Annotated in this window: 18 protein-coding genes and 1 tRNA gene; 9 read left to right on the top strand and 10 right to left on the bottom strand. The window is 61.8% G+C overall.

What is annotated here, in order from left to right; genetic code table 11:
• Positions 1-235: 235 nt before the first annotated feature.
• The 3 genes from ACNHGR_RS03565 to ACNHGR_RS03555 all read left to right on the top strand — a co-directional run bounded on the left by ACNHGR_RS03565 (position 236) and on the right by ACNHGR_RS03555 (position 3,236).
• Positions 236-574, top strand: a complete 339-nt coding sequence (locus ACNHGR_RS03565; protein ID WP_056693865.1) for a P-II family nitrogen regulator — start codon at positions 236-238, stop codon at positions 572-574.
• Positions 575-680: 106 nt separating this feature from the next.
• The gene (gene glnA / locus ACNHGR_RS03560) at positions 681-2,093 is read left to right on the top strand and encodes a type I glutamate--ammonia ligase (RefSeq protein WP_184264661.1); all 1,413 of its coding nucleotides are present in this window, start codon (positions 681-683) and stop codon (positions 2,091-2,093) included.
• A 90-nt stretch (positions 2,094-2,183) separates the two neighbouring features.
• On the top strand, positions 2,184-3,236 hold the full coding sequence (locus tag ACNHGR_RS03555) for a nitronate monooxygenase (protein ID WP_184264659.1): 1,053 nt from the start codon (positions 2,184-2,186) through the stop codon (positions 3,234-3,236).
• Positions 3,237-3,281: 45 nt separating this feature from the next.
• Here ACNHGR_RS03555 and ACNHGR_RS03550 read toward each other — a convergent pair whose 3' ends face one another.
• Together ACNHGR_RS03550 and ACNHGR_RS03545 are read right to left on the bottom strand one after the other, a co-directional pair.
• Entirely contained in the window at positions 3,282-3,938 is a 657-nt protein-coding gene (locus ACNHGR_RS03550) for a histidine phosphotransferase family protein (RefSeq protein ID WP_184264657.1), read from the bottom strand.
• Positions 3,939-4,034: 96 nt separating this feature from the next.
• Positions 4,035-4,436: a M67 family metallopeptidase gene (locus ACNHGR_RS03545; RefSeq protein ID WP_475284142.1), complete on the bottom strand. Its 402-nt coding sequence runs from the start codon at positions 4,434-4,436 to the stop codon at positions 4,035-4,037.
• Positions 4,437-4,453: 17 nt separating this feature from the next.
• Here ACNHGR_RS03545 and ACNHGR_RS03540 point away from each other — a divergent pair, with 17 nt between their 5' ends.
• The 3 genes from ACNHGR_RS03540 to ACNHGR_RS03530 all read left to right on the top strand — a co-directional run bounded on the left by ACNHGR_RS03540 (position 4,454) and on the right by ACNHGR_RS03530 (position 6,783).
• Positions 4,454-5,407: an RluA family pseudouridine synthase gene (locus tag ACNHGR_RS03540; RefSeq protein ID WP_184264653.1), complete on the top strand. Its 954-nt coding sequence runs from the start codon at positions 4,454-4,456 to the stop codon at positions 5,405-5,407.
• Positions 5,408-5,480: 73 nt separating this feature from the next.
• Positions 5,481-6,392, top strand: coding sequence for an RNA polymerase sigma factor RpoH (rpoH, locus tag ACNHGR_RS03535; RefSeq protein WP_184264650.1), 912 nt, complete (start codon positions 5,481-5,483; stop codon positions 6,390-6,392).
• Positions 6,393-6,576: 184 nt separating this feature from the next.
• Positions 6,577-6,783: a hypothetical protein gene (locus tag ACNHGR_RS03530; protein WP_475284141.1), complete on the top strand. Its 207-nt coding sequence runs from the start codon at positions 6,577-6,579 to the stop codon at positions 6,781-6,783.
• A gap of 27 nt (positions 6,784-6,810) precedes the next feature.
• Here ACNHGR_RS03530 and ACNHGR_RS03525 read toward each other — a convergent pair whose 3' ends face one another.
• Both ACNHGR_RS03525 and ACNHGR_RS03520 read right to left on the bottom strand, forming a co-directional pair.
• Complete coding sequence (locus tag ACNHGR_RS03525) at positions 6,811-7,284, bottom strand: GNAT family N-acetyltransferase (protein ID WP_475284140.1); 474 nt, start codon at positions 7,282-7,284, stop codon at positions 6,811-6,813.
• A complete protein-coding gene (locus tag ACNHGR_RS03520; RefSeq protein WP_475284139.1) occupies positions 7,281-7,844 on the bottom strand; it encodes a TetR/AcrR family transcriptional regulator in 564 nt (187 codons plus the stop codon). The genes ACNHGR_RS03525 and ACNHGR_RS03520 overlap by 4 nt, the downstream gene beginning before the upstream one ends.
• Positions 7,845-7,931: 87 nt before the next feature.
• Between ACNHGR_RS03520 and ACNHGR_RS03515 the strand changes: the two genes are divergently transcribed.
• Positions 7,932-9,224: an MFS transporter gene (locus tag ACNHGR_RS03515; RefSeq protein WP_475284138.1), complete on the top strand. Its 1,293-nt coding sequence runs from the start codon at positions 7,932-7,934 to the stop codon at positions 9,222-9,224.
• A gap of 33 nt (positions 9,225-9,257) precedes the next feature.
• Positions 9,258-9,953 carry a monofunctional biosynthetic peptidoglycan transglycosylase gene (mtgA, locus tag ACNHGR_RS03510; RefSeq protein ID WP_475284137.1) on the top strand — a complete coding sequence of 232 codons (696 nt, stop codon included), beginning with the start codon at positions 9,258-9,260 and terminating at the stop codon, positions 9,951-9,953.
• Between the two features lie 183 nt (positions 9,954-10,136).
• Here the strand turns inward: mtgA and ACNHGR_RS03505 are convergent, their stop codons facing one another.
• The 6 genes from ACNHGR_RS03505 to ACNHGR_RS03480 all read right to left on the bottom strand — a co-directional run bounded on the left by ACNHGR_RS03505 (position 10,137) and on the right by ACNHGR_RS03480 (position 18,098).
• Entirely contained in the window at positions 10,137-12,710 is a 2,574-nt protein-coding gene (locus tag ACNHGR_RS03505; RefSeq protein WP_475284136.1) for a TonB-dependent receptor, read from the bottom strand.
• A 367-nt stretch (positions 12,711-13,077) separates the two neighbouring features.
• Entirely contained in the window at positions 13,078-14,346 is a 1,269-nt protein-coding gene (gene clpX / locus ACNHGR_RS03500) for an ATP-dependent Clp protease ATP-binding subunit ClpX (protein ID WP_184264525.1), read from the bottom strand.
• 140 nt (positions 14,347-14,486) lie between these two features.
• Positions 14,487-15,122 (bottom strand): ATP-dependent Clp endopeptidase proteolytic subunit ClpP, encoded by a 636-nt coding sequence (gene clpP / locus ACNHGR_RS03495; RefSeq protein WP_475284135.1) that lies wholly within the window; start codon positions 15,120-15,122, stop codon positions 14,487-14,489.
• Positions 15,123-15,223: 101 nt separating this feature from the next.
• Positions 15,224-16,201, bottom strand: coding sequence for a glycosyltransferase family 2 protein (locus tag ACNHGR_RS03490; protein WP_475284134.1), 978 nt, complete (start codon positions 16,199-16,201; stop codon positions 15,224-15,226).
• A 157-nt stretch (positions 16,202-16,358) separates the two neighbouring features.
• Positions 16,359-17,954 (bottom strand): trigger factor, encoded by a 1,596-nt coding sequence (gene tig / locus ACNHGR_RS03485; RefSeq protein WP_475284133.1) that lies wholly within the window; start codon positions 17,952-17,954, stop codon positions 16,359-16,361.
• A gap of 59 nt (positions 17,955-18,013) precedes the next feature.
• A tRNA-Leu gene (locus ACNHGR_RS03480) sits at positions 18,014-18,098 on the bottom strand.
• Positions 18,099-18,222: 124 nt separating this feature from the next.
• Between ACNHGR_RS03480 and ACNHGR_RS03475 the strand changes: the two genes are divergently transcribed.
• Entirely contained in the window at positions 18,223-18,420 is a 198-nt protein-coding gene (locus tag ACNHGR_RS03475) for a hypothetical protein (RefSeq protein WP_475284132.1), read from the top strand.
• The last annotated feature ends 48 nt before the right edge of the window (positions 18,421-18,468 follow it).

Below are 18,468 nucleotides of genomic sequence, written 5' to 3'. Positions count from 1 at the left end.
TTGCTGCCCAAAAAACAGGCATTGTGTCATGATATTGCCCGGAATCCGGGCAATATGGACAAAGATTGCTGCATCGCCGAAAGCATATCCTAGCGATTCGCCATTTGGCACGGTAATTGATTGTTAAGGGGAACGGCGCCTGCCTTGGGGGGCATGACGATCGTTCCTTGAAGAAGAGACGGATACGGGTCGCTCCCGTATTCCGAACGTGCGTCATGGGTTGGGATTACGAGTGATGAAAAAGATCGAAGCGATCATCAAGCCTTTCAAGCTGGACGAAGTGAAGGAGGCGCTGCACGAAGTGGGCGTATCCGGCATCACCGTGACGGAAGCCAAGGGCTTCGGCCGCCAGAAGGGGCATACCGAACTCTATCGTGGCGCCGAATATGTCGTCGATTTCCTGCCCAAGGTGAAGCTGGAAGTCGTGGTCGACGATGCCATGGCCGAGCGCGTGGTCGAGGCGATCAGTTCCGCCGCGCAAACCGGCCGCATCGGCGACGGCAAGATCTTCATCTCGGCGATCGAGGGCGCGGTGCGCATCCGCACCGGCGAGCGGGACAGCGACGCCATCTGATTTTCAAACAGGTTCTCGCCGGCTTTGCAAAGTCTGGGCAAAGTCTGGCGGACACATATCAACCTACCCCTTCGGGGGGGTATCTATGAAAGAAGGGCAAGTTCACATGGCCAACACGCCAAAAGACATCCTGAAGATGATCGAGGAAAAGGAGATCGAATGGGTCGATGTCCGTTTCACCGATCCCAAGGGCAAGTGGCAGCACCTGACCATGGTGTCGAGCGTGCTGGGCGAAGATGAACTGACCGACGGCCTGATGTTCGACGGTTCGTCGATCGAAGGCTGGAAGGCGATCAACGAATCGGACATGATTCTGAAGCCCGACCTGGACGCCGTCTATGTCGATCCGTTCAGCGCCACCCCGATGCTGATCCTGTTCTGCGACATCGTCGAGCCGGACACCGGCGAACTCTATGCCCGCGATCCGCGTTCGACCGCGAAGCGCGCCGAAGCCTTCGTCAAGTCGGCCGGTTTCGGTGACACCGTCTATGTCGGCCCTGAAGCCGAATTCTTCATGTTCGACGATGTTCGCTTCGAGAATGACTATTCGCAGAGCTACTTCAAGATCGACGACATCGAACTGCCGACCAACACCGGCAAGGAATATGAAGGCGGCAACCTGGGTCACCGCCCCCGCGCCAAGGGCGGCTATTTCCCCGTCGCGCCGGTCGATCCCTGCACCGACATCCGCGCCGAGATGGTTTCGACCATGCTCGAAATGGGCTTGCCCTGCGACAAGCATCACCATGAAGTCGCTGCCGCGCAGCACGAACTCGGCCTGACCTTCGGTACGCTGGTGCAGACCGCCGACCGCATGCAGATTTATAAGTATGTCGTGCAGATGGTCGCTCAGGCCTATGGCAAGACCGCGACCTTCATGCCCAAGCCGATCGCACAGGATAACGGCAGCGGCATGCACACCCATATGTCGATCTGGGATGGCGGCAAGCCGCTGTTCGCCGGTGACGGCTATGCTGGCCTGTCCGACATGTGCCTCTACTTCATCGGCGGCGTCATCAAGCATGCCAAGGCCCTGAACGCCTTCACCAACCCGACCACCAACAGCTACAAGCGCCTGGTGCCGGGCTTCGAAGCGCCGGTTTTGCTGGCCTATTCGGCGCGCAACCGTTCGGCATCCTGCCGTATTCCATACGGCGCGGGCACCAAGGCGAAGCGCGTGGAATTCCGTTTCCCCGACGCGATGGCCAACCCCTATCTCTGCTATTCGGCGCTGCTGATGGCTGGCCTCGACGGCATCGAGAACAAGATCCATCCGGGTGCCGCGATGGACAAGAACCTGTACGACCTGCCGCCCGAAGAGCTGAGCCAGGTGCCGACCGTCTGCGGTTCGCTCCGTGAAGCGCTCAACAGCCTGGAAGCAGACTATGAGTTCCTGCTGAAGGGCGACGTGTTCACCAAGGACCAGATCGATGCCTATATCGAACTGAAGTGGCCCGAAGTGTACCGCTGGGAAATGGCGCCCTCGCCGGTCGAATTCGACATGTACTACAGCGCCTGATCCTTCGTTCAGGACTGAATTTGGAAAGGCCCGGTCGCTGCGATGCGGCCGGGCCTTTTCCTTTGGCCCTCTCGCGCCCAAATGGGGGCAATGACCTTTCATAGCCTTGGCCTCACCCATCCGATCATTCAGGCACCGATGGCGGGCGTATCAACGCCCGCCATGGCAGCCGCCGTGAGCGACGCGGGCGGGTTGGGCTCTATCGGCATAGGCGCGGTGGACGCGACGGGCGCACGGGCGATGATCGATGCGGTCCGGGGGCTGACCAGCCGGCCGTTCAACGTCAATCTGTTCGTACACACTCCTGCCCGTCTGCAACCGAGCGTGGAAAAGCGCTGGCTAGAGGCGCTGACGCCGCTGTTCAGCCATTATGGTGTGGAACCGCCGCTAGCCCTGCGGGAAATCTATCGCAGCTTTGCGGAGGATGACGCGATGCTGGAGATGCTGGTCGAAGTGCGACCTGCCATAGTCAGCTTTCATTTCGGCCTGCCCGATGCCAGACGTATCGCTGCACTGAAAGCCGCGGGATGCCTGTTGCTGGCCAGCGCCACCAGTCTGGACGAAGCGCTGGCAGCCGGGGCCGCCGGCATTGATGCGGTAGTGGCGCAAGGCATAGAGGCTGGCGGACATCGCGGCATGTTCGATCCCGATGCGCCGGATGCAGCACTGGGTGTGCTGCCACTGACCCGCTTGCTGGTAGCGCAGGCCGGTTTGCCCGTAATCGCGGCAGGCGGAATCATGGATGGGCGAGGGATCAGGGCGGCGCTCGATCTGGGCGCTGTGGCGGCACAACTGGGGACGGCCTTCATCGCTTGCCCGGAAAGCAGCGCGGATAGCGCCTATCGCGCGGCCCTGTTCAGTCCGGCAGCACATCAGACGCTATTGACGCGGGCAATTTCCGGCCGACCGGCCCGCTGCCTGCCCAACCGGTTCACGACATGGGGTACGCAAACCGCCCTCTCCGTTCCCGATTATCCGATCACCTATGATGCAGGGAAAGCCCTCAACCAGGCCGCAAAAGCGGCAGGCGACGGGGGATATGGCGCGCAATGGGCAGGACAGGGCGCACCGATGGCGCGCGCACTGCCCGCCGCGGAGTTGATGGCCTTGCTGATCGCTGAAATGCAGGCCGACCTTAGCTGAAGCCCGCAATAGCGATACAGCGAGTTGGACAGTTGTTTGCCGGTTTTACGGCCGGCGATCGGGGATGGACGCGCCGAACAGCAGCACCGGCTCGCCCGGCGGGGACAAAGCGATTTCGCCGCCGCATTCCACCACCATCTGACGGATCATCCAGGCGGCGGCTGTCCGGGAGGCCAGCCCCTCGATCGGCAGCGTACCTGCAAGAGCGCTGCGCAGATCGGGGTCGAGCACCACTTTCGGACCTTCGCCGCGCACGACGATTTCGGTCAGGCCGGGCCGCTTTTCCGCACCGATATCCAGTTGGCCGCCACGCACCAGTGCGTCGCCTGCGATCAGCGCAAGGTTGAGCAGGATCTTGGCCGCCAGCTTGTCGAGCATCTGCTCTTCGACCAGCCAGCCGACCTTTACGCGGCCGGCGGTCGCGAACATGCCTTCGATCGCAACCTTGGCCTCATGCGGTGGGACAGCATCGCCAAAGCCACCGGCAGAACCAAAAGCGAGGCGGAAGAATTTCAGCTTGTTGGCCGAGGTCTTGGCACTGTCAGCCAGCAGATCCAGGCAGCGCTGACGCATTTCCGGGTCGGTTTCATCCGCCATCAACTCCAGCCCGTTGTTGAGCGCACCGACCGGGCTGAGCAAATCATGGCACAGACGCGAGCAAAGCAGGCTGGCAAATTCGATACTGTCGGTCGGATGAGTCATGCGGATCAGGGTCGCCGGATTAGGAGGAAAGGAAGCGCTTGCTTGGCTAATGCGCTGCGCGGACCGCCGATGCAAGCCCGGCCTGCCGCCTTTCGGTCACCGACTGTCGAGATGCATTTTGGTGAAATGGACGTTAACTGCCGTACCCGGCCCGGCGCGCCATAAAGTCGCCTCCCCGCCCCCGACGATCAGCCACAAACTTCCGTCCGGCGTTGCGCAGGCGGCATCGGTTGCAGATGGGGCTGCCACGCCCGACGGGTGGGAATGATAGTGGCCGATGATGGCCGGACCACCCGATCGGGCGGCGCGATGGGCGGCGATCAGCGCTGCGGGGTCCAGTTCGAAATGGCGGGTCGGATTGGCGGCGACATTGGCGGCGGGAATGATCGCCGCTATCCGATCCGGCACACCCAGCAGAAGGCCGCATACCTCATGCCGGTCAGCCGCTGCCAGGGCCACGATTTGTTCCAACAGCGATCTTGAAATCCCTACAATCATTCCTACATCCGTAACCAATGGTTCCGGGGGTTTCCATCATCGAAGCAATTATCAGTCAGGCGCAGGACGGCCTGCGGCTCGACCGCGCGCTGGCGGACCTGTTGCCCGACCTGTCGCGTGAGCGGCTGAAGGCACTGATCGGCGAAGGACAGGTGTCGTCGCCCAACGCCTCTAAGATCAATGCGTCCATGAAGGTCGCGGCTGGCCAGAGCTTTACTGTCACCCTGCCCCCGCCGGTACCGCTGGACACGGTGGCACAGGATATCCCGCTGACCATCGTGCATGAGGACGCCGACCTGATCGTGGTGGACAAGCCCGCCGGGCTGGTCGTGCATCCGGCAGCCGGCAATTTGGACGGAACGCTGGTCAACGCACTGCTGCATCACTGTGACGGCCAATTGTCCGGGATCGGCGGCGTGGCCCGGCCAGGTATCGTCCATCGGATCGACAAGGACACATCCGGGCTGTTGGTCGTCGCCAAGTCCGATAAGGCGCATGAAGGGCTGGCCCGCCAATTCAAGGATCACAGCATTGACCGGCTCTATGCAGCGATCGTCTATGGCGTGCCGGTTCCCGGTTCCGGCACGGTGGACGCATGGGTCGGCCGATCCGACGCCGATCGAAAGAAGATGGCTGTTCATCGGGAAGGCCGGGGCAAACATGCCGTGACCCATTATCGCATGGTTGAACGGTTGCAGGGCGCGGCACTGGTAGAATGTCGGCTGGAAACCGGCCGTACGCATCAGGTTCGCGTCCATATGCACCATATCGGTCACCCCTTGATCGGTGATCCCGTTTACGGTAGAGAAAGAAAAGGTTTCAAATCAATACTGGAAACACTGGGTTTCAAAAGGCAGGCATTGCACGCCAAAAGCCTGGGGTTCATACATCCGGTAACGAGCGAACGGCTTATGTTTCAAAGTGTATTGCCTGGCGATATGCAGGAACTGTTAAGCCAGCTCCACGTATAGGTTCTGACAAGTTTGCGACGGTGCAGGACGCCTCTTCTGGGTCCCGCCGCGCATGAAAGGGAAAGGTAACGACATGGCCAAGAGCAATGTCCCCGCAGTTCCAGCGCTGGGCGGTGAAGCCAGCCTCAACCGCTATCTCTCTGAGATCCGGAAGTTTCCCCTGTTGACGCCCGAGCAGGAATATATGCTCGCCAAGCGTTATGAGGAACATCAGGACCCCGAGGCGGCGGCGCAGCTGGTCACGTCGCATCTGCGCCTGGTGGCGAAGATCGCGATGGGCTATCGCGGCTATGGCCTGCCAGTCAGCGAACTGATTTCCGAAGGCAATATCGGCCTGATGCAGGGCGTGAAGAAGTTCGAGGCGGAACGTGGTTTCCGTCTGGCAACCTATGCGATGTGGTGGATTCGCGCGTCGATCCAGGAATTCATCCTGCGCAGCTGGTCGCTGGTCAAGATGGGCACCACCGCATCGCAGAAGAAGCTGTTCTTCAACCTGCGCCGGATGAAGAACAATATCGAGGCGTTCGAGGATGGCGACCTGCGTCCCGAAGACGTGACCAAGATCGCGACCGATCTGGGCGTGTCGGAAGACGATGTCGTATCCATGAACCGCCGCATGGCGATGGGTGGCGACACGTCGCTCAACGTGCCGATGCGCGAGGATGGCGAAGGCCAGTGGCAGGATTGGTTGCAGGACACCGATCCGCTTCAGGACGAACGCGTCGCGGAGGAACAGGAAAAAACCCAGCGTCACGAGATGCTGGTCGAGGCGATGACCGATCTCAACGATCGCGAAAAGCATATCCTGGCCGAACGCCGTCTGGCGGAAGAGCCCAAGACGCTTGAAGAACTGAGCCAGGTCTATGGGGTGTCGCGTGAGCGTGTCCGCCAGATCGAGGTGCGCGCCTTCGAAAAGCTGCAAAAGGCGATGATGCGAATCGCCGGTGATCGGCTGGGCAAGATGGCGCGGTTCGCGCTGGCCTGATCGGTCGGACAGGATGATAGAAGAAGCCCCGGAGCGATCCGGGGCTTTTTTGTTATCCGGCTCTTGCGGGTGACAGGTGGTTAACAGGCTTGATCGTTACCGACCGCGGCGACAGGGGCATTCCTCCCCCTGTCCTTACATCGGAATTAAAATGCAGAAATTTCTGAGGCTTGTGATCGTTCTTTTGATTGGCATCTCAATCATGTTCGGCGGTCGCTGGTACGCCTATGTCGCGCAGGGGGACACCCCCTATGATGAGGTCGGCATCGCACTGACTAGCTATATGCCCGCGCCGCTGCGCAATTGGGGCTGCCACAAGATGCAGGCGCGCTTCCTCGATCAGTTGCCGCCCCATGGTTGCGCCGGGCCGGATGGACGTCGCTGGCTTTGATCGAAGCACTTTCCGGAGCCGTCGCTCCTAGAGCAATCGCTCCATCGCAAGACTATCGCTTCCATAGGTTTCGCCGCCAGCTATGGCAATGAAGCCGTTGCGGACCCAAAAAGCGTCCGCGCCGTTGACGGCCGTGAGTGCGATCCGCGAAAAGCCCGCCCTTCGCGCCTGATCCTGCACGATCCCGATTGCTGCCTGCGCCGCGCCACTGCCCCGCGCATCGGGCAGTAAGGCGAGATCATGTAGATAATAATGATCGGCAGGGTCGGGTAGCGTCTGTATCGGATAGTTCAATGCTGGCGGTTGGCCACCCGCCCAAGGGTGGCTGATCAGATAGCCTGTCGCCTTTCCATCCCGTTCCAGCAGCCAGCAACCGGCTGGATAGAGTATCAGCCGCTCGACATAGATCGCCGCCTGTTCGGTATAATCGCCATGGACGGCATCGGAAATGGCGGCGACGGCCGGCATATCCGCCGCAGCCATCAGGCGCCAACTGTTCATGCCGGCACGTCCAGCGTGTTCCGAGCGGCCGCCAATATCTCATCGGATAGCGCCGGATCGGCAACGCCGCGCGCCAGTACCATGGCACCCACCATCTGCGCCATACGTGCCAGCGCTTCCTGTCGGTCCATATCCGGCCCGGACTGTTGCAGGATGGTGGTGAGTTCCTCGAAGCCTTGGCGGAAGGCGCCCGCAAGGTCGCCTCCGCGTCGGGCAGCATCCGGCCCCAGCGCAATCAGCGCGCAGCCGGTTTCCGGCGCGTCGCGATTGCGGGCGCTGAGATAGTTGGCAGCAATGGCAGTGGGGGCATCGCCCTTCCCTGCTTGCGCCGCGATCGTTCGCCAGCGGGCAGCGCTATTGGCGAGCGAAGTGGCGCACGCTTCGGCTGCGAGGGCCTCCTTCGATCCGAACTGATTGTAGAATCCGCCATGGGTAAGGCCACATTCGCGCATTACCTCCCCTATGCCGACGCCGTCGACGCCGCGCGCGCGGAACAGGCGGGATGCAGCATCCACCACCTTCTCCCGGTTGCGTGCAGCCTGATCGCGGCTGACCTTCATATCCGGCTCTCCTTAAATGGCCCCTTGACCTTATATATGATGTTCATCATTTAACGCCAGTCCGATTGTCACCCATAGGGGATGTTGATGCTGTCGAACCTCGTTGCGCGCCGCCTGTCCGCGCGGAACATTCATTATGGTTGGGCGGTGGTCGCTGCGACCTTTCTCACCATGCTGGTGGTGGCAGGCGCGGTCGGAGCGCCGGGCGTGTTCATCATCCCGTTGCAGAAGGAATTTGGCTGGAGCGCGGCGGATATCAGCGGCGCGCTGGCGATCCGTTTCCTGCTGTTCGGTGGCATGGGGCCCTTTGCCGCCGCGTTCATGAACCGGTTCGGGGTACGGCGGATGATGCTGATTTCGCTGTCTATCGTGATCGGTGGATTACTGCTGTCGCTCGGCATGACCCAGCTGTGGCAGTTGGTGCTGCTGTGGGGCGTGGTGATTGGGCTGGGTACCGGCATGACCGCGATGGTGCTGGGCGCGACGGTGGCGACGCGCTGGTTCGGGCAGCGGCGCGGGCTGGTGATGGGGCTGCTGTCCGCGAGTACGGCGACGGGGCAACTCGCGTTCCTGCCGCTGCTGGCGGGGCTGACGGAGGCGCATGGCTGGCGCACCGCATTGCTGCTGGTGTGCGGGGCGATCGTAGCGGCGGGTGTTGCGGTCATCCTGTTGATGCGGGACCGGCCATCGGACCTTGGCCTGGCGCCCTATGGCGAAAGCGAAGTGCAGACGGTCCCGCCCCAGCCCGCCAGTCTGGGCGCGCTGCTGGTGATGCCGATCGAGGTGCTGCGCGATGCGGCGCAGGTGCCGACCTTCTGGATTCTCTTCTTTTCCTTCTTCGTCTGCGGCGCCAGCACCAATGGCCTGATCCAGACCCATTTCATCGCCATGTGCGGCGATTATGGGCTGGCGGCAGTCGGCGCGGCGTCAATGCTGGCGATGATGGGATTTTTCGACTTTTTCGGCACGCTGGGGTCCGGCTGGCTCAGCGACCGGTTCGACAATCGCTGGCTGCTGTTCGTCTATTATGGCCTGCGCGGCCTCTCCCTTCTCTACCTGCCGTTCAGCGATTTTTCGCTCTACAGCCTGTCGCTCTTTGCGGTCTTCTATGGGCTTGACTGGATTGCGACGGTGCCACCGACGGTGAAGCTCACGGCGCAGCGGTTCGGGCCGGAGCGGGCCAATATCGTCTTCGGCTGGATCTTCGCCGGGCATCAACTGGGTGCAGCGAGCGCGGCGCTGGGCGGTGGTCTGGCGCGGACGGCGTGGGCAAGCTACATGCCCGCCTTCATCGGCGCGGGTATCCTCTGCCTGATCGGCGCGGCAATGGTGCTGCTGATCAATCGCGATCAGCGGCGCGGGACGCTCGCGACCGCTTGATACGGGCAAGGCGGGCGCGCTACCAACGAGGGTATGAAAGCACCCACTGCATCGCCCCGCCGCCGCGCCCGCTGGATCATGATCCCGGTCAAGATCCTGCTCGGCTTCATCGCCCTGTCGCTGCTGATGGTGGTGATCTATCGCTTCGTGCCGCCGCCGGTGACGCTGACGATGCTGTTCGATCCCAACGGCATTACGAAGGACTGGACCAGCCTCGATGAGATCGATCCCGACATGGCGCGGGCGGCGATCGCTGGCGAGGATGGCAAATTCTGTAGCCATCACGGTTTTGACGTGGACGCCATCGCCAAGGCGGCGATTCATAATGCCAGCGGCGGACGCATTCGCGGCGGGTCGACCATCAGCCAGCAAACGGCGAAGAATGTCTTCCTGTGGCAGGGCGGCGGGTTCGTGCGCAAGGGGCTGGAAGCCTGGTTCACCGTCCTGATCGAGGCGATCTGGGGCAAGAAGCGGATCATGGAAGTCTATCTGAACGTCGCGGAGACGGGGATCGGCACCTATGGCGTGGAGGCCGGGTCGATCCGTTATTTCCATCATGGCGCAGGCAAGCTGAGCCGGGCCGAAGCCGGCCGGATCGCCGCCGTGCTGCCGCTGCCCAAAAAGCGGGCGGCGGTGGCGCCGAGCGGCTTTACCCGCCGCTATGGCAATACGATCGCGGCGCGGATCGGGGTGGTGCAGCGGGACGGGCTGGATAGCTGCCTGCGGTGAGCCGCCGCTTAACTTCGCACATTTCCCGCAGATTTTGACATGAAGTTGCGCTGGCCTGATCCTATCGGAAAGTGGCGCAGGCAAGGATAGCCGGGATCGCGCGAATAGGACAGCGGGATCGCGGGGCACGAAAAAGGGCGGGGATTGCTCCCCGCCCTTTCCTTTTTCCGGTGTCGATCGGTCTTAGAAACCGACGATCAGCGAGGCGCTGATCGCGCGCGGCGAACCGAAGTTCACGAAGGCCGAGGACGAGCTGGCCAGCGTGTCCAGACCGCCGCTGAACGAGCCGACATAGAATTTGTCGAACAGGTTGCTGACGTTCAGCTGGATCGCGCCCTTTTCCATCCCGAGGCTGGCGAGCGAGTAGCGCAGGTCGATGTCGACAACGGTGTAGGCACCGAACTTCGCACCGGGTGCGATGATCTTGGTGGTGCCATCGGTCAGCGTGACCGACTGCACTTCGCCGTTGATGTCGTTCATGTAGCGCGAGCTGGTCTTCTTGGCCTGCACGCCCATGGTGAAGTCACCGAAGTTGCCCTGGAGGCGGCCGCCGAACAGGTACTTGGGTGCGCTGCGTTCACGCTTGCCGGCAGTGCGCAGGTAAGCGACGCCGTCCTGAATGTAGCACAGGCCGGCCAGTGCGATATCGCTGGTGGCGGCGCAGCTGGCGGTCACCGCATCGTTCTGGATTTCCGACTTGATGTAGGAACCGAACAGATAGGCCGTCACTTCCTTGATCGGGCTGTACGAGATGCTGCTGTCGATGCCGTACTTCTTCACCGGACCCAGGTTGGTGTCGGTGCCGTTGCCGTCAATGTCATAAGCGGTGACCAGACGGTTCTTGTACTTGGAGTACCAGCCAGTGATCGCAGCCTGCACCTTCGACGAGTTGTAGCGGATGCTGGCGTCGAAGCTGTCCGAGGTTTCGGCGACGCGGTAGGCCGAGTCGCTGTCCGCCGGGAAATAGAAGGCGTTGTAGAGCGCATCGGTGCTGGGCACCGAAATGTTCTTGGCATAGCTGCCCGCGATGCTGATTTCCGGCGTGATCTTGAAGGTCGCGCCGACGTTCGGCAGGAACTTGTCATATTTCAGCTTGCGCGACTGCGGCAGAGCCGACCCGGTCGCCTTCCCCGTGGTCGCGTCATAGCTGTACGGATGGGTCGCGATATAATCGGCGATCTGGTCGGTCGGGACGCAGTTGACGAAACCGCCCGAGCTGGTGGTGAAGCAGTTCTGGTTCAGCTCGCGCTTGAAGAAGGGCAGACGGCCCCCGATCAGGACGGTCAGCTGGTCTTCAAAGAACTGACCACGATATTCGCCGGCGATTTGGTTGAGTTCGGCGATCGACTTGCGGTCACGCTTCTGAAGGGCGTTGCCCGCAGCGTCGGTAACCGGATCGTTGATCGGGAACACATCGAACGGCGTGCCGCCCTGGTCCAGGAAGCCGGCATAGCCGGTCTGGCGGTGACGGGCGCGGTCGTAGGAATAGGACAGACGAACGCGATGCGCGTCGCTGATTTCATAGGCGAGGTTGGCGATGCCGACCCAGCGACGGGTGTTGGTCTGGCTGGGCTGAAGCAAGGTCACCTTGCCCAGGACGCCGTCGCCGTTCAGATCCTGGCCGAAGTAGAAGCTGCCGCCATAGTTGCCGGTGCCGGTGAAGCCGGTCGAATCGGTGAAGAAGGTTTCATTGGCGCTGGTGGTGCCGCCGCCATTGGCCTTCACCCACTGATAGGCGCCGTCAACCGAGAAGGTCAGGCGTTCGGTCAGCGTGAACTTCGAGTTCAGGCGAACATTGCCGGTGTTGGAGGGGTTGAAGCGACGCTCGAACTCAGTGCCGCAGGTGTTGGTCGTGCTGGTTTCGCTGACATTGCAGGGATAGCCGCCGCCGGTGGCCGTGTTACCGATATTGTAGAAGCGGCCCGACTTGTCGCCAGTGATGGCGTTGGCGCGCAGCGGCGAACCGCCGAAATTGTTGCGGTTCTGGTTATAATGGCCGGCGATGGAGATGAAATCGCCGTTATCGCCGATATCCTGCCAGATCTTCGCGTTATACTGCTGCTTGTAGACCTTGCCATAGTTGGCGAAGGCAGCGTCGTTCTTCAGGCGCGAGGCCGAAATCCAGGCCTTGGTGCCGTGGCCGGTCAGGTCGCCGGTGTTGACGACGCCGAACATGCGGAAATAGGGGCGATCGCCCGCACCATCGGCGAGGATGTTGCCGTAGCTGGCGCTGGCCAGCACGCCATATTCGTCGCTGGGCTCCAGCGTCTTGATGTTGACGGTGCCGCCAACCGCAGCAGCGGTCGGGCTGTCGACGTCGGTCGAACCCAGGTTGACGTTGACGTTTTCGATCAGTTCGCCGTCGACCTGCTGGTTGGTGTAAACCGCATAGTTGCCCGAGTCATTAAGCGGGATACCGTCGAAGGTCTGCGAGATACGGTCCGAGCTGAAGCCGCGGATGGTGAAGCTGCCGCCCGACGAACCCCAGGGATCGTTGTTGGTGAAGCTGACGCCCGGCACCAGGTTGATGATTTCGTTGATGGTCTGGCCGGGGCGCTGCGCCTGGATGATTTCCTGACCCAGAACGACCTTTGCCTTCGGCGAGTCAGGGATCTTCACGCCGCCAACGCCCTGGCTGACGGTTGCGCCGGTGACGACGATGGTGTCGAAGTCGTCCGAACCGGTCGACTGTGCGAATGCGATGGCGGGGCTGGCGACGGCGATGATCGCGGCGCTGCCCATCAGAAATTTCTTCATTTGACCCTTGTCCCTTTTCAAGAGTGGCGCGAGCCACGCCTCAAACTGTCTTGCTCTTTCAAGCCGGCGCCGCTCTTGGCGGCCTCTGGCGACGGCCCTGTGATGCGTCGATTGCAATTTTGTTACAATGCACCCGCAGGACTGTCACATTCCTCTCCCGCCCCACCCGCTCAGGCTTCGGGACGCCCCGCCTTTGCTGATAATTTATTGAAGTTTAATGACAATTTGTCAGTCGAGCACGCTAGTTTGACACTGGTGCAATTTTGCAACGCAGCAGGAATTTTTGTGCGGCGCATGATAGCGTAACGAAAAGGGGCCGACGATCACTCGCCAGCCCCACCATTTCATACGGGTAAAAGGGGTCAGATCAGGCCGCGTCTTCGGCCCGCTTTTCCTTTTCGCTGAATACCCGAATCGGTTCCTTGGTGCCGGCGACGACATCCTTGTCGACCACCACTTCGCCGACGCCCTCCATCGAAGGCAAGTCGAACATGGTGTCGAGCAGGATCGCTTCCAGGATCGACCGCAGGCCGCGCGCGCCGGTCTTGCGCTCGATCGCCTTCTTCGCGATCGCGGTCAGCGCATCGTCGGTGAAGCTGAGTTCGACATTCTCCATGTCGAACAGCTTGCCATATTGCTTCACCAGCGCGTTCTTCGGCTCGACCAGGATCTTGACCAGCGCGGTCACGTCCAGATCCTCCAGCGTCGCGATGACAGGCAGACGACCGACAAATTCGGGGATCAGGCCGAATTTGAGCAGATCTTCCGGTTCGCTCTGACGCAGCAGTTCGCCGGTCTTGCGCTCCTCGGGCGCCGCGACATGGGCGCCGAAGCCGATCGACTTGGCTTCCAGGCGGTCGCCGATGATCTTTTCAAGTCCTGCAAAGGCGCCGCCGCAGATGAACAGGATATTGGTCGTATCGACCTGGAGGAATTCCTGCTGCGGATGCTTGCGGCCGCCCTGCGGCGGCACGCTGGCGGTGGTGCCTTCCATCAGCTTGAGCAGCGCCTGCTGCACGCCTTCGCCCGAAACGTCGCGGGTGATCGACGGGTTTTCGGCCTTGCGGCTGATCTTGTCGATTTCGTCGATATAGACGATGCCGCGCTGCGCCTTCTCGACATTATAGTCGGACGCCTGAAGCAGCTTGAGGATGATGTTTTCCACATCCTCACCGACATAGCCGGCTTCGGTCAGCGTGGTCGCGTCAGCCATGGTGAAGGGCACGTCGAACGTCTTGGCCAGCGTCTGCGCCAGCAAGGTCTTGCCACAGCCGGTCGGGCCGACGAGCAGGATGTTCGACTTGGCCAGTTCTACCTCGCCCGGCTTGGAGCCATGGTTGAGGCGCTTGTAATGATTGTGGACGGCAACCGACAGCACGCGCTTGGCGCGCTTTTGCCCGATCACATAATCGTCGAGGACATCGCAGATTTCCTGCGGGGTGGGCACGCCGCCATCCTTCTTGCCGACAAGACCGCCCTTGGTCTCCTCGCGGATGATGTCGTTGCACAGTTCCACGCATTCGTCGCAGATGAACACGGTCGGTCCTGCGATCAGCTTGCGCACCTCATGCTGCGACTTCCCACAGAAGGAGCAGTAAAGTGTGCTTTTCGAATCCGAACCGGTAAGCTTAGTCATTCGCCATTCTCTCTTCCCCCCCGTTTTACGTTCACCATAACCGCGTTCGGTGAGGGATTTTCTGGTTCAAAGGCCATTCTAGACCGCGGCGCGCCCGTTCCACAAGGGTAGAAAGTGACGCGACGCGGTAAAGATTGTCTTTAAGCCTCGCTTGTTTCCGCCGCGACCGGGCGGCGATCGAACACTTCGTCGACCAGACCGAACGCCTTGGCTTCGTCCGCTTCGAGGAAGGTGTCGCGGTCCATCGCCTTTTCGACCTCTTCCAGGCTCTTGCCGGTGTACTTGACGTACAGGTCGTTGAGGCGGCGACGGATGCGCAGGATTTCCTTGGCCTGGATCTCGATATCCGACGCCATGCCCTGCGCGCCGCCCGACGGCTGATGCACCATGATGCGGGCGTTGGAGAGCGCGATGCGCTTGCCCGGCTCACCAGCGGCGAGCAGGAAGCTGCCCATCGACGCGGCCTGACCGATGCAGACGGTGCCGACCTGCGGACGGATATATTTCATCGTGTCGTGGATCGCCATGCCGGCCGTCACCACGCCGCCGGGCGAATTGATGTACATCCAGATGTCCTTCTTCGGATTTTCCGATTCGAGGAACAGGAGCTGGGCGACGATCAGCGAGGCCATATGATCCTCGACCTGGCCGGTGACGAAGATGATCCGTTCCCGCAGCAGGCGCGAATAAATGTCGAAGCTGCGTTCGCCGCGGTTCGACTGTTCGATGACGATGGGGACCAGGGCGGCCATGGGATCGGTCATGATATCGGTCATTGTGCTCTTTCAGTCTGGTGCTTTTGCCCAGCCCCTACATCGGCACAAAAGGCGAATGGTTCAAGGGGGAAGGCGTTGCCGCCTGCTGGGCTTTTGGGGCGTCAGTCGCGGCGGGCGTAGTCGGACGGCGCGCGGAAGGCGAGATAGGCGAGACGGCGCACTTCGCGGCGGCCACGCACGACCGTGTCGAGGATGAGGCCGCACATGGCCGAGAGGGTCGCAAGGATCATCACGCCGGTGACGAGGATCGCGGTCGGGAAACGCGGGACCAGGCCGGTATGGAGGTAGGTGACGATCAGCGGGGCGGCGAGGCCGAGGCCAAGCGCGGCAAGGAAGGCCGCGATGATGCCGAAGAAGAGGATCGGCCGCTCGATCCGATAAAGGGTGATGATCGTGCGCAGGATGCGGAAGCCGTCACGATAGGTGCTCAGCTTGCTTTCCGAGCCTTCGGGACGGGCGCCATAGGCGGTCATGACTTCGGAGACGGGCATGGCCAGTTCGAGCGCATGGACGCTGATTTCCGTCTCGATCTCGAAGCCGGCCGACAGGACCGGGAAGCTCTTCACGAAACGGCGCGAAAAGACGCGGTAGCCCGACAATATGTCGGTGAAGCTGCGGCCGAACAATTGCTTTAGCAGGCTGGTCAGCGCCCAGTTGCCGAAGCGATGGCCGCGCCGATAGGCCTCCTCCACCTGATCGCGGCGGCAACCGACGACCATGTCCAAATTATCCTCCAGCATGGCGGCGATCATCTGCGGCGCGGCGGCGGCCTCATAGGTCGCATCGCCATCGGCCATAATGTAGATGTCGGCATCGACGTCGGCGAACATGCGGCGCACGACATGGCCCTTGCCCTGCTGCGTCACGCGGCGGACGATGGCCCCTGCCCCGGCCGCCAGTTCGCGGCTGCCGTCGGTGCTGTTATTGTCGAAGACGTAGATATCGGCGCCGGGCAGCGCGCGGCGGAAATCCTCCACCGTCTGCACGATCGCGCCGGCTTCATTATAGCAGGGCAGGATGACCGCGACGCGCGGGGCCGCGACGGCCGTTTCGCTATTCACTGCGGGAAATTCCTTCATCGCCTCTCACGCCCTGCCTGATCGTCCGGACGGCATGGCGCATCATCCTTAATATTTCATCTGCCATGGCCCTTCCGCAAAGAAAAGGCCGCTGGAAATGAAAAGCGCCCGGGCTTCGCGGGGAAGCCGGGCGCTCATCATGTCGGCAAGGACAGGCTTATTCGGCCTTGGCGGCAGCCTTCTTGGGAGCAGCCTTCTTCTTGGGCTTCTCTTCGGCGGCGGCGTCTTCAGCCACGGCTTCGTCCTTCTTGGCGGCAGCCTTCTTGGGCGCAGCCTTCTTCACCGGCGCTTCTTCAGCAGCGGCTTCGACAGGTGCGTCCTCGGCTTCGGCCTTCTTCTTGGGCGCAGCCTTCTTGGCCTTGGGCTTTTCGTCGCCATGGTCATGACCGCAGCCGGGGCCGTGGACATGGGGCTTCAGATCGCCATCTTCGGCTTCGATCGCGGCTTCCAGTTCCTCACGGCTGACGGCACGGTCGGTGACTTCCGCCTTTTCGAACAGGAAGTCTACGACCTTGTCCTCATAGAGGGGGGCGCGAAGCTGGGCGGCGGCCATGGGGTCCTGACGAACATATTGCACGAAGCGTTCGCGATCCTGCGGGCCATACTGCTGCGCGGCCTGCATGATGAGGCGGTTCATTTCCTGATCGGACACGACCACGCCATTGGCCTGACCGATTTCCGAAAGAAGCAGGCCAAGGCGGACGCGACGCACGGCGATGGCGCGATAGTCTTCCTTTTCGGCTTCCATTTCGGCGATCGCGGCGGCCGGATCTTCCTCATGGGTCGCTTCATGCTGGAGCTGCTGCCAGATCTGAGCAAATTCGGCTTCCACCATGCTGGGCGGCACGTCGAAATCATGGGCAGCGGCGAGCTGGTCGAGCAGCTTGCGCTTCATATAGGTGCGGGTCAGGCCGTTATGTTCCTGCTCGATCTGGCCCTTGAGCAGTTCCTTCAGCTTGTCCAGACCTTCCAGACCCAGCGACTTGGCGAACTCTTCGTCCACCTTGGGCTTGTCGGCGTTCAGGATCGACTGGACGGTGATGTCGAAGGTCGCGGCCTTGCCGGCGAGGTGGGCTGCGCCATAATCTTCGGGGAAGGTAACCTCGATGGTCTTTTCCTCGCCCTTCTTCACGCCGGTCAGCTGTTCTTCGAAGCCGGGGATGAACTGGCCAGCGCCGATCTTGAGGTTCACGCCTTCGGCCGAACCGCCTTCGAACGCTTCACCGTCGACCTTGCCGACGAAATCGATCTTCAGCGTGTCGCCGTCCTTCGCCTTGTGGCTGGCGGCATATTCTTCCAGAGCGCCCTGCTGGCTGGCGATGCGGCCGGCGGCTTCATCGACCTGCGCATCGGCGACTTCGGCGGTCAGGCGTTCCAGCTTCAGACCATCGACGCTGGGCGCGGCGATTTCGGGCAGCACTTCCAGAGCGACCTTGATCTCGGCGTCCTTGCCGAACTCGAAGCCTTCGTCCAGTTCGACCGAGGGCTGCATCGCGGGGCGCAGCTTCTGGTCGGCGATCAGCTTCTGGATGCTTTCCTGAATGCTGTTGTTGAGCGCGTCGCGCTGCAACGATTCGCCGTGCATCTTCTTCACGAGGTTGGCGGGCACCTTGCCGGGGCGGAAGCCGGGCATGCGCACCTGCGGTGCGATCGCAGCCACTTCCTTTTCGACGCGGGCGTCGATGTCCTTCGACGTGATGGTCACGGTGTAGGCGCGCTTCAGGCCCTCGTTCAACGTCTCGACAGTCTGCATCTCTTCTCTCAAACGCTTTCTTCAGCTGAATTTCGGTGGCGTCGCCGCAGGCGGCAATCTGGTGCGGGCGAAGGGACTCGAACCCCCACATCATACGATACCAGAACCTAAATCTGGCGCGTCTACCAGTTTCGCCACGCCCGCATCGGTCGCCGGTCGGCGCGGCATAGAGAAAAGCGCAGTAAGAGGCAAGCTATAGTGGCATGGCTTTGCGGAACCGCCCTGCGGCCCGAACGTAGGTCCTGTAGGTTACACAGGAGAGACAGACATGGCCACCCGCCCCGACAGCGATCCGGACGGCGTCCCGCCGCCCGACCGGATCGAACCCCAGTCCCCCGACGAGATGCCGCCGCCGGCCACGCCGGTCGAAACGCCGATGACGCAGCCGGACGAGATCAGCCCGGTCGGTCCGGATTACGACCAGCCCGACAACAGCCCCACCGAGTTGCCGCCAACGCCCGATTGAACGGCGGCATGAGGCGCGCAGCGGCGTCCGCAATGGATTGCAGCGACA

The organism is Sphingobium sp. RS1, from assembly GCF_056156825.1.
The sequence above is the reverse complement of the archived record's forward strand: the minus strand, read 5'-3'. Positions and strand labels throughout refer to the sequence as shown.

What these genes read in the sequence shown, in the direction of transcription:
- ACNHGR_RS03565 (WP_056693865.1), top strand. Translation starts at nt 236, where the DNA reads ATGAAAAAGATCGAAGCGATCATCAAGCCTTTCAAGCTGGACGAAGTG.
- glnA (WP_184264661.1), top strand. Translation starts at nt 681, where the DNA reads ATGGCCAACACGCCAAAAGACATCCTGAAGATGATCGAGGAAAAGGAG.
- ACNHGR_RS03555 (WP_184264659.1), top strand. Translation starts at nt 2,184, where the DNA reads ATGACCTTTCATAGCCTTGGCCTCACCCATCCGATCATTCAGGCACCG.
- ACNHGR_RS03550 (WP_184264657.1), bottom strand. Translation starts at nt 3,938, where the DNA reads ATGACTCATCCGACCGACAGTATCGAATTTGCCAGCCTGCTTTGCTCG.
- ACNHGR_RS03545 (WP_475284142.1), bottom strand. Translation starts at nt 4,436, where the DNA reads ATGATTGTAGGGATTTCAAGATCGCTGTTGGAACAAATCGTGGCCCTG.
- ACNHGR_RS03540 (WP_184264653.1), top strand. Translation starts at nt 4,454, where the DNA reads ATGGTTCCGGGGGTTTCCATCATCGAAGCAATTATCAGTCAGGCGCAG.
- rpoH (WP_184264650.1), top strand. Translation starts at nt 5,481, where the DNA reads ATGGCCAAGAGCAATGTCCCCGCAGTTCCAGCGCTGGGCGGTGAAGCC.
- ACNHGR_RS03525 (WP_475284140.1), bottom strand. Translation starts at nt 7,284, where the DNA reads ATGAACAGTTGGCGCCTGATGGCTGCGGCGGATATGCCGGCCGTCGCC.
- ACNHGR_RS03520 (WP_475284139.1), bottom strand. Translation starts at nt 7,844, where the DNA reads ATGAAGGTCAGCCGCGATCAGGCTGCACGCAACCGGGAGAAGGTGGTG.
- ACNHGR_RS03515 (WP_475284138.1), top strand. Translation starts at nt 7,932, where the DNA reads ATGCTGTCGAACCTCGTTGCGCGCCGCCTGTCCGCGCGGAACATTCAT.
- mtgA (WP_475284137.1), top strand. Translation starts at nt 9,258, where the DNA reads ATGAAAGCACCCACTGCATCGCCCCGCCGCCGCGCCCGCTGGATCATG.
- ACNHGR_RS03505 (WP_475284136.1), bottom strand. Translation starts at nt 12,710, where the DNA reads ATGAAGAAATTTCTGATGGGCAGCGCCGCGATCATCGCCGTCGCCAGC.
- clpX (WP_184264525.1), bottom strand. Translation starts at nt 14,346, where the DNA reads ATGACTAAGCTTACCGGTTCGGATTCGAAAAGCACACTTTACTGCTCC.
- clpP (WP_475284135.1), bottom strand. Translation starts at nt 15,122, where the DNA reads ATGACCGATATCATGACCGATCCCATGGCCGCCCTGGTCCCCATCGTC.
- ACNHGR_RS03490 (WP_475284134.1), bottom strand. Translation starts at nt 16,201, where the DNA reads ATGAAGGAATTTCCCGCAGTGAATAGCGAAACGGCCGTCGCGGCCCCG.
- tig (WP_475284133.1), bottom strand. Translation starts at nt 17,954, where the DNA reads ATGCAGACTGTCGAGACGTTGAACGAGGGCCTGAAGCGCGCCTACACC.
- ACNHGR_RS03475 (WP_475284132.1), top strand. Translation starts at nt 18,223, where the DNA reads ATGGCCACCCGCCCCGACAGCGATCCGGACGGCGTCCCGCCGCCCGAC.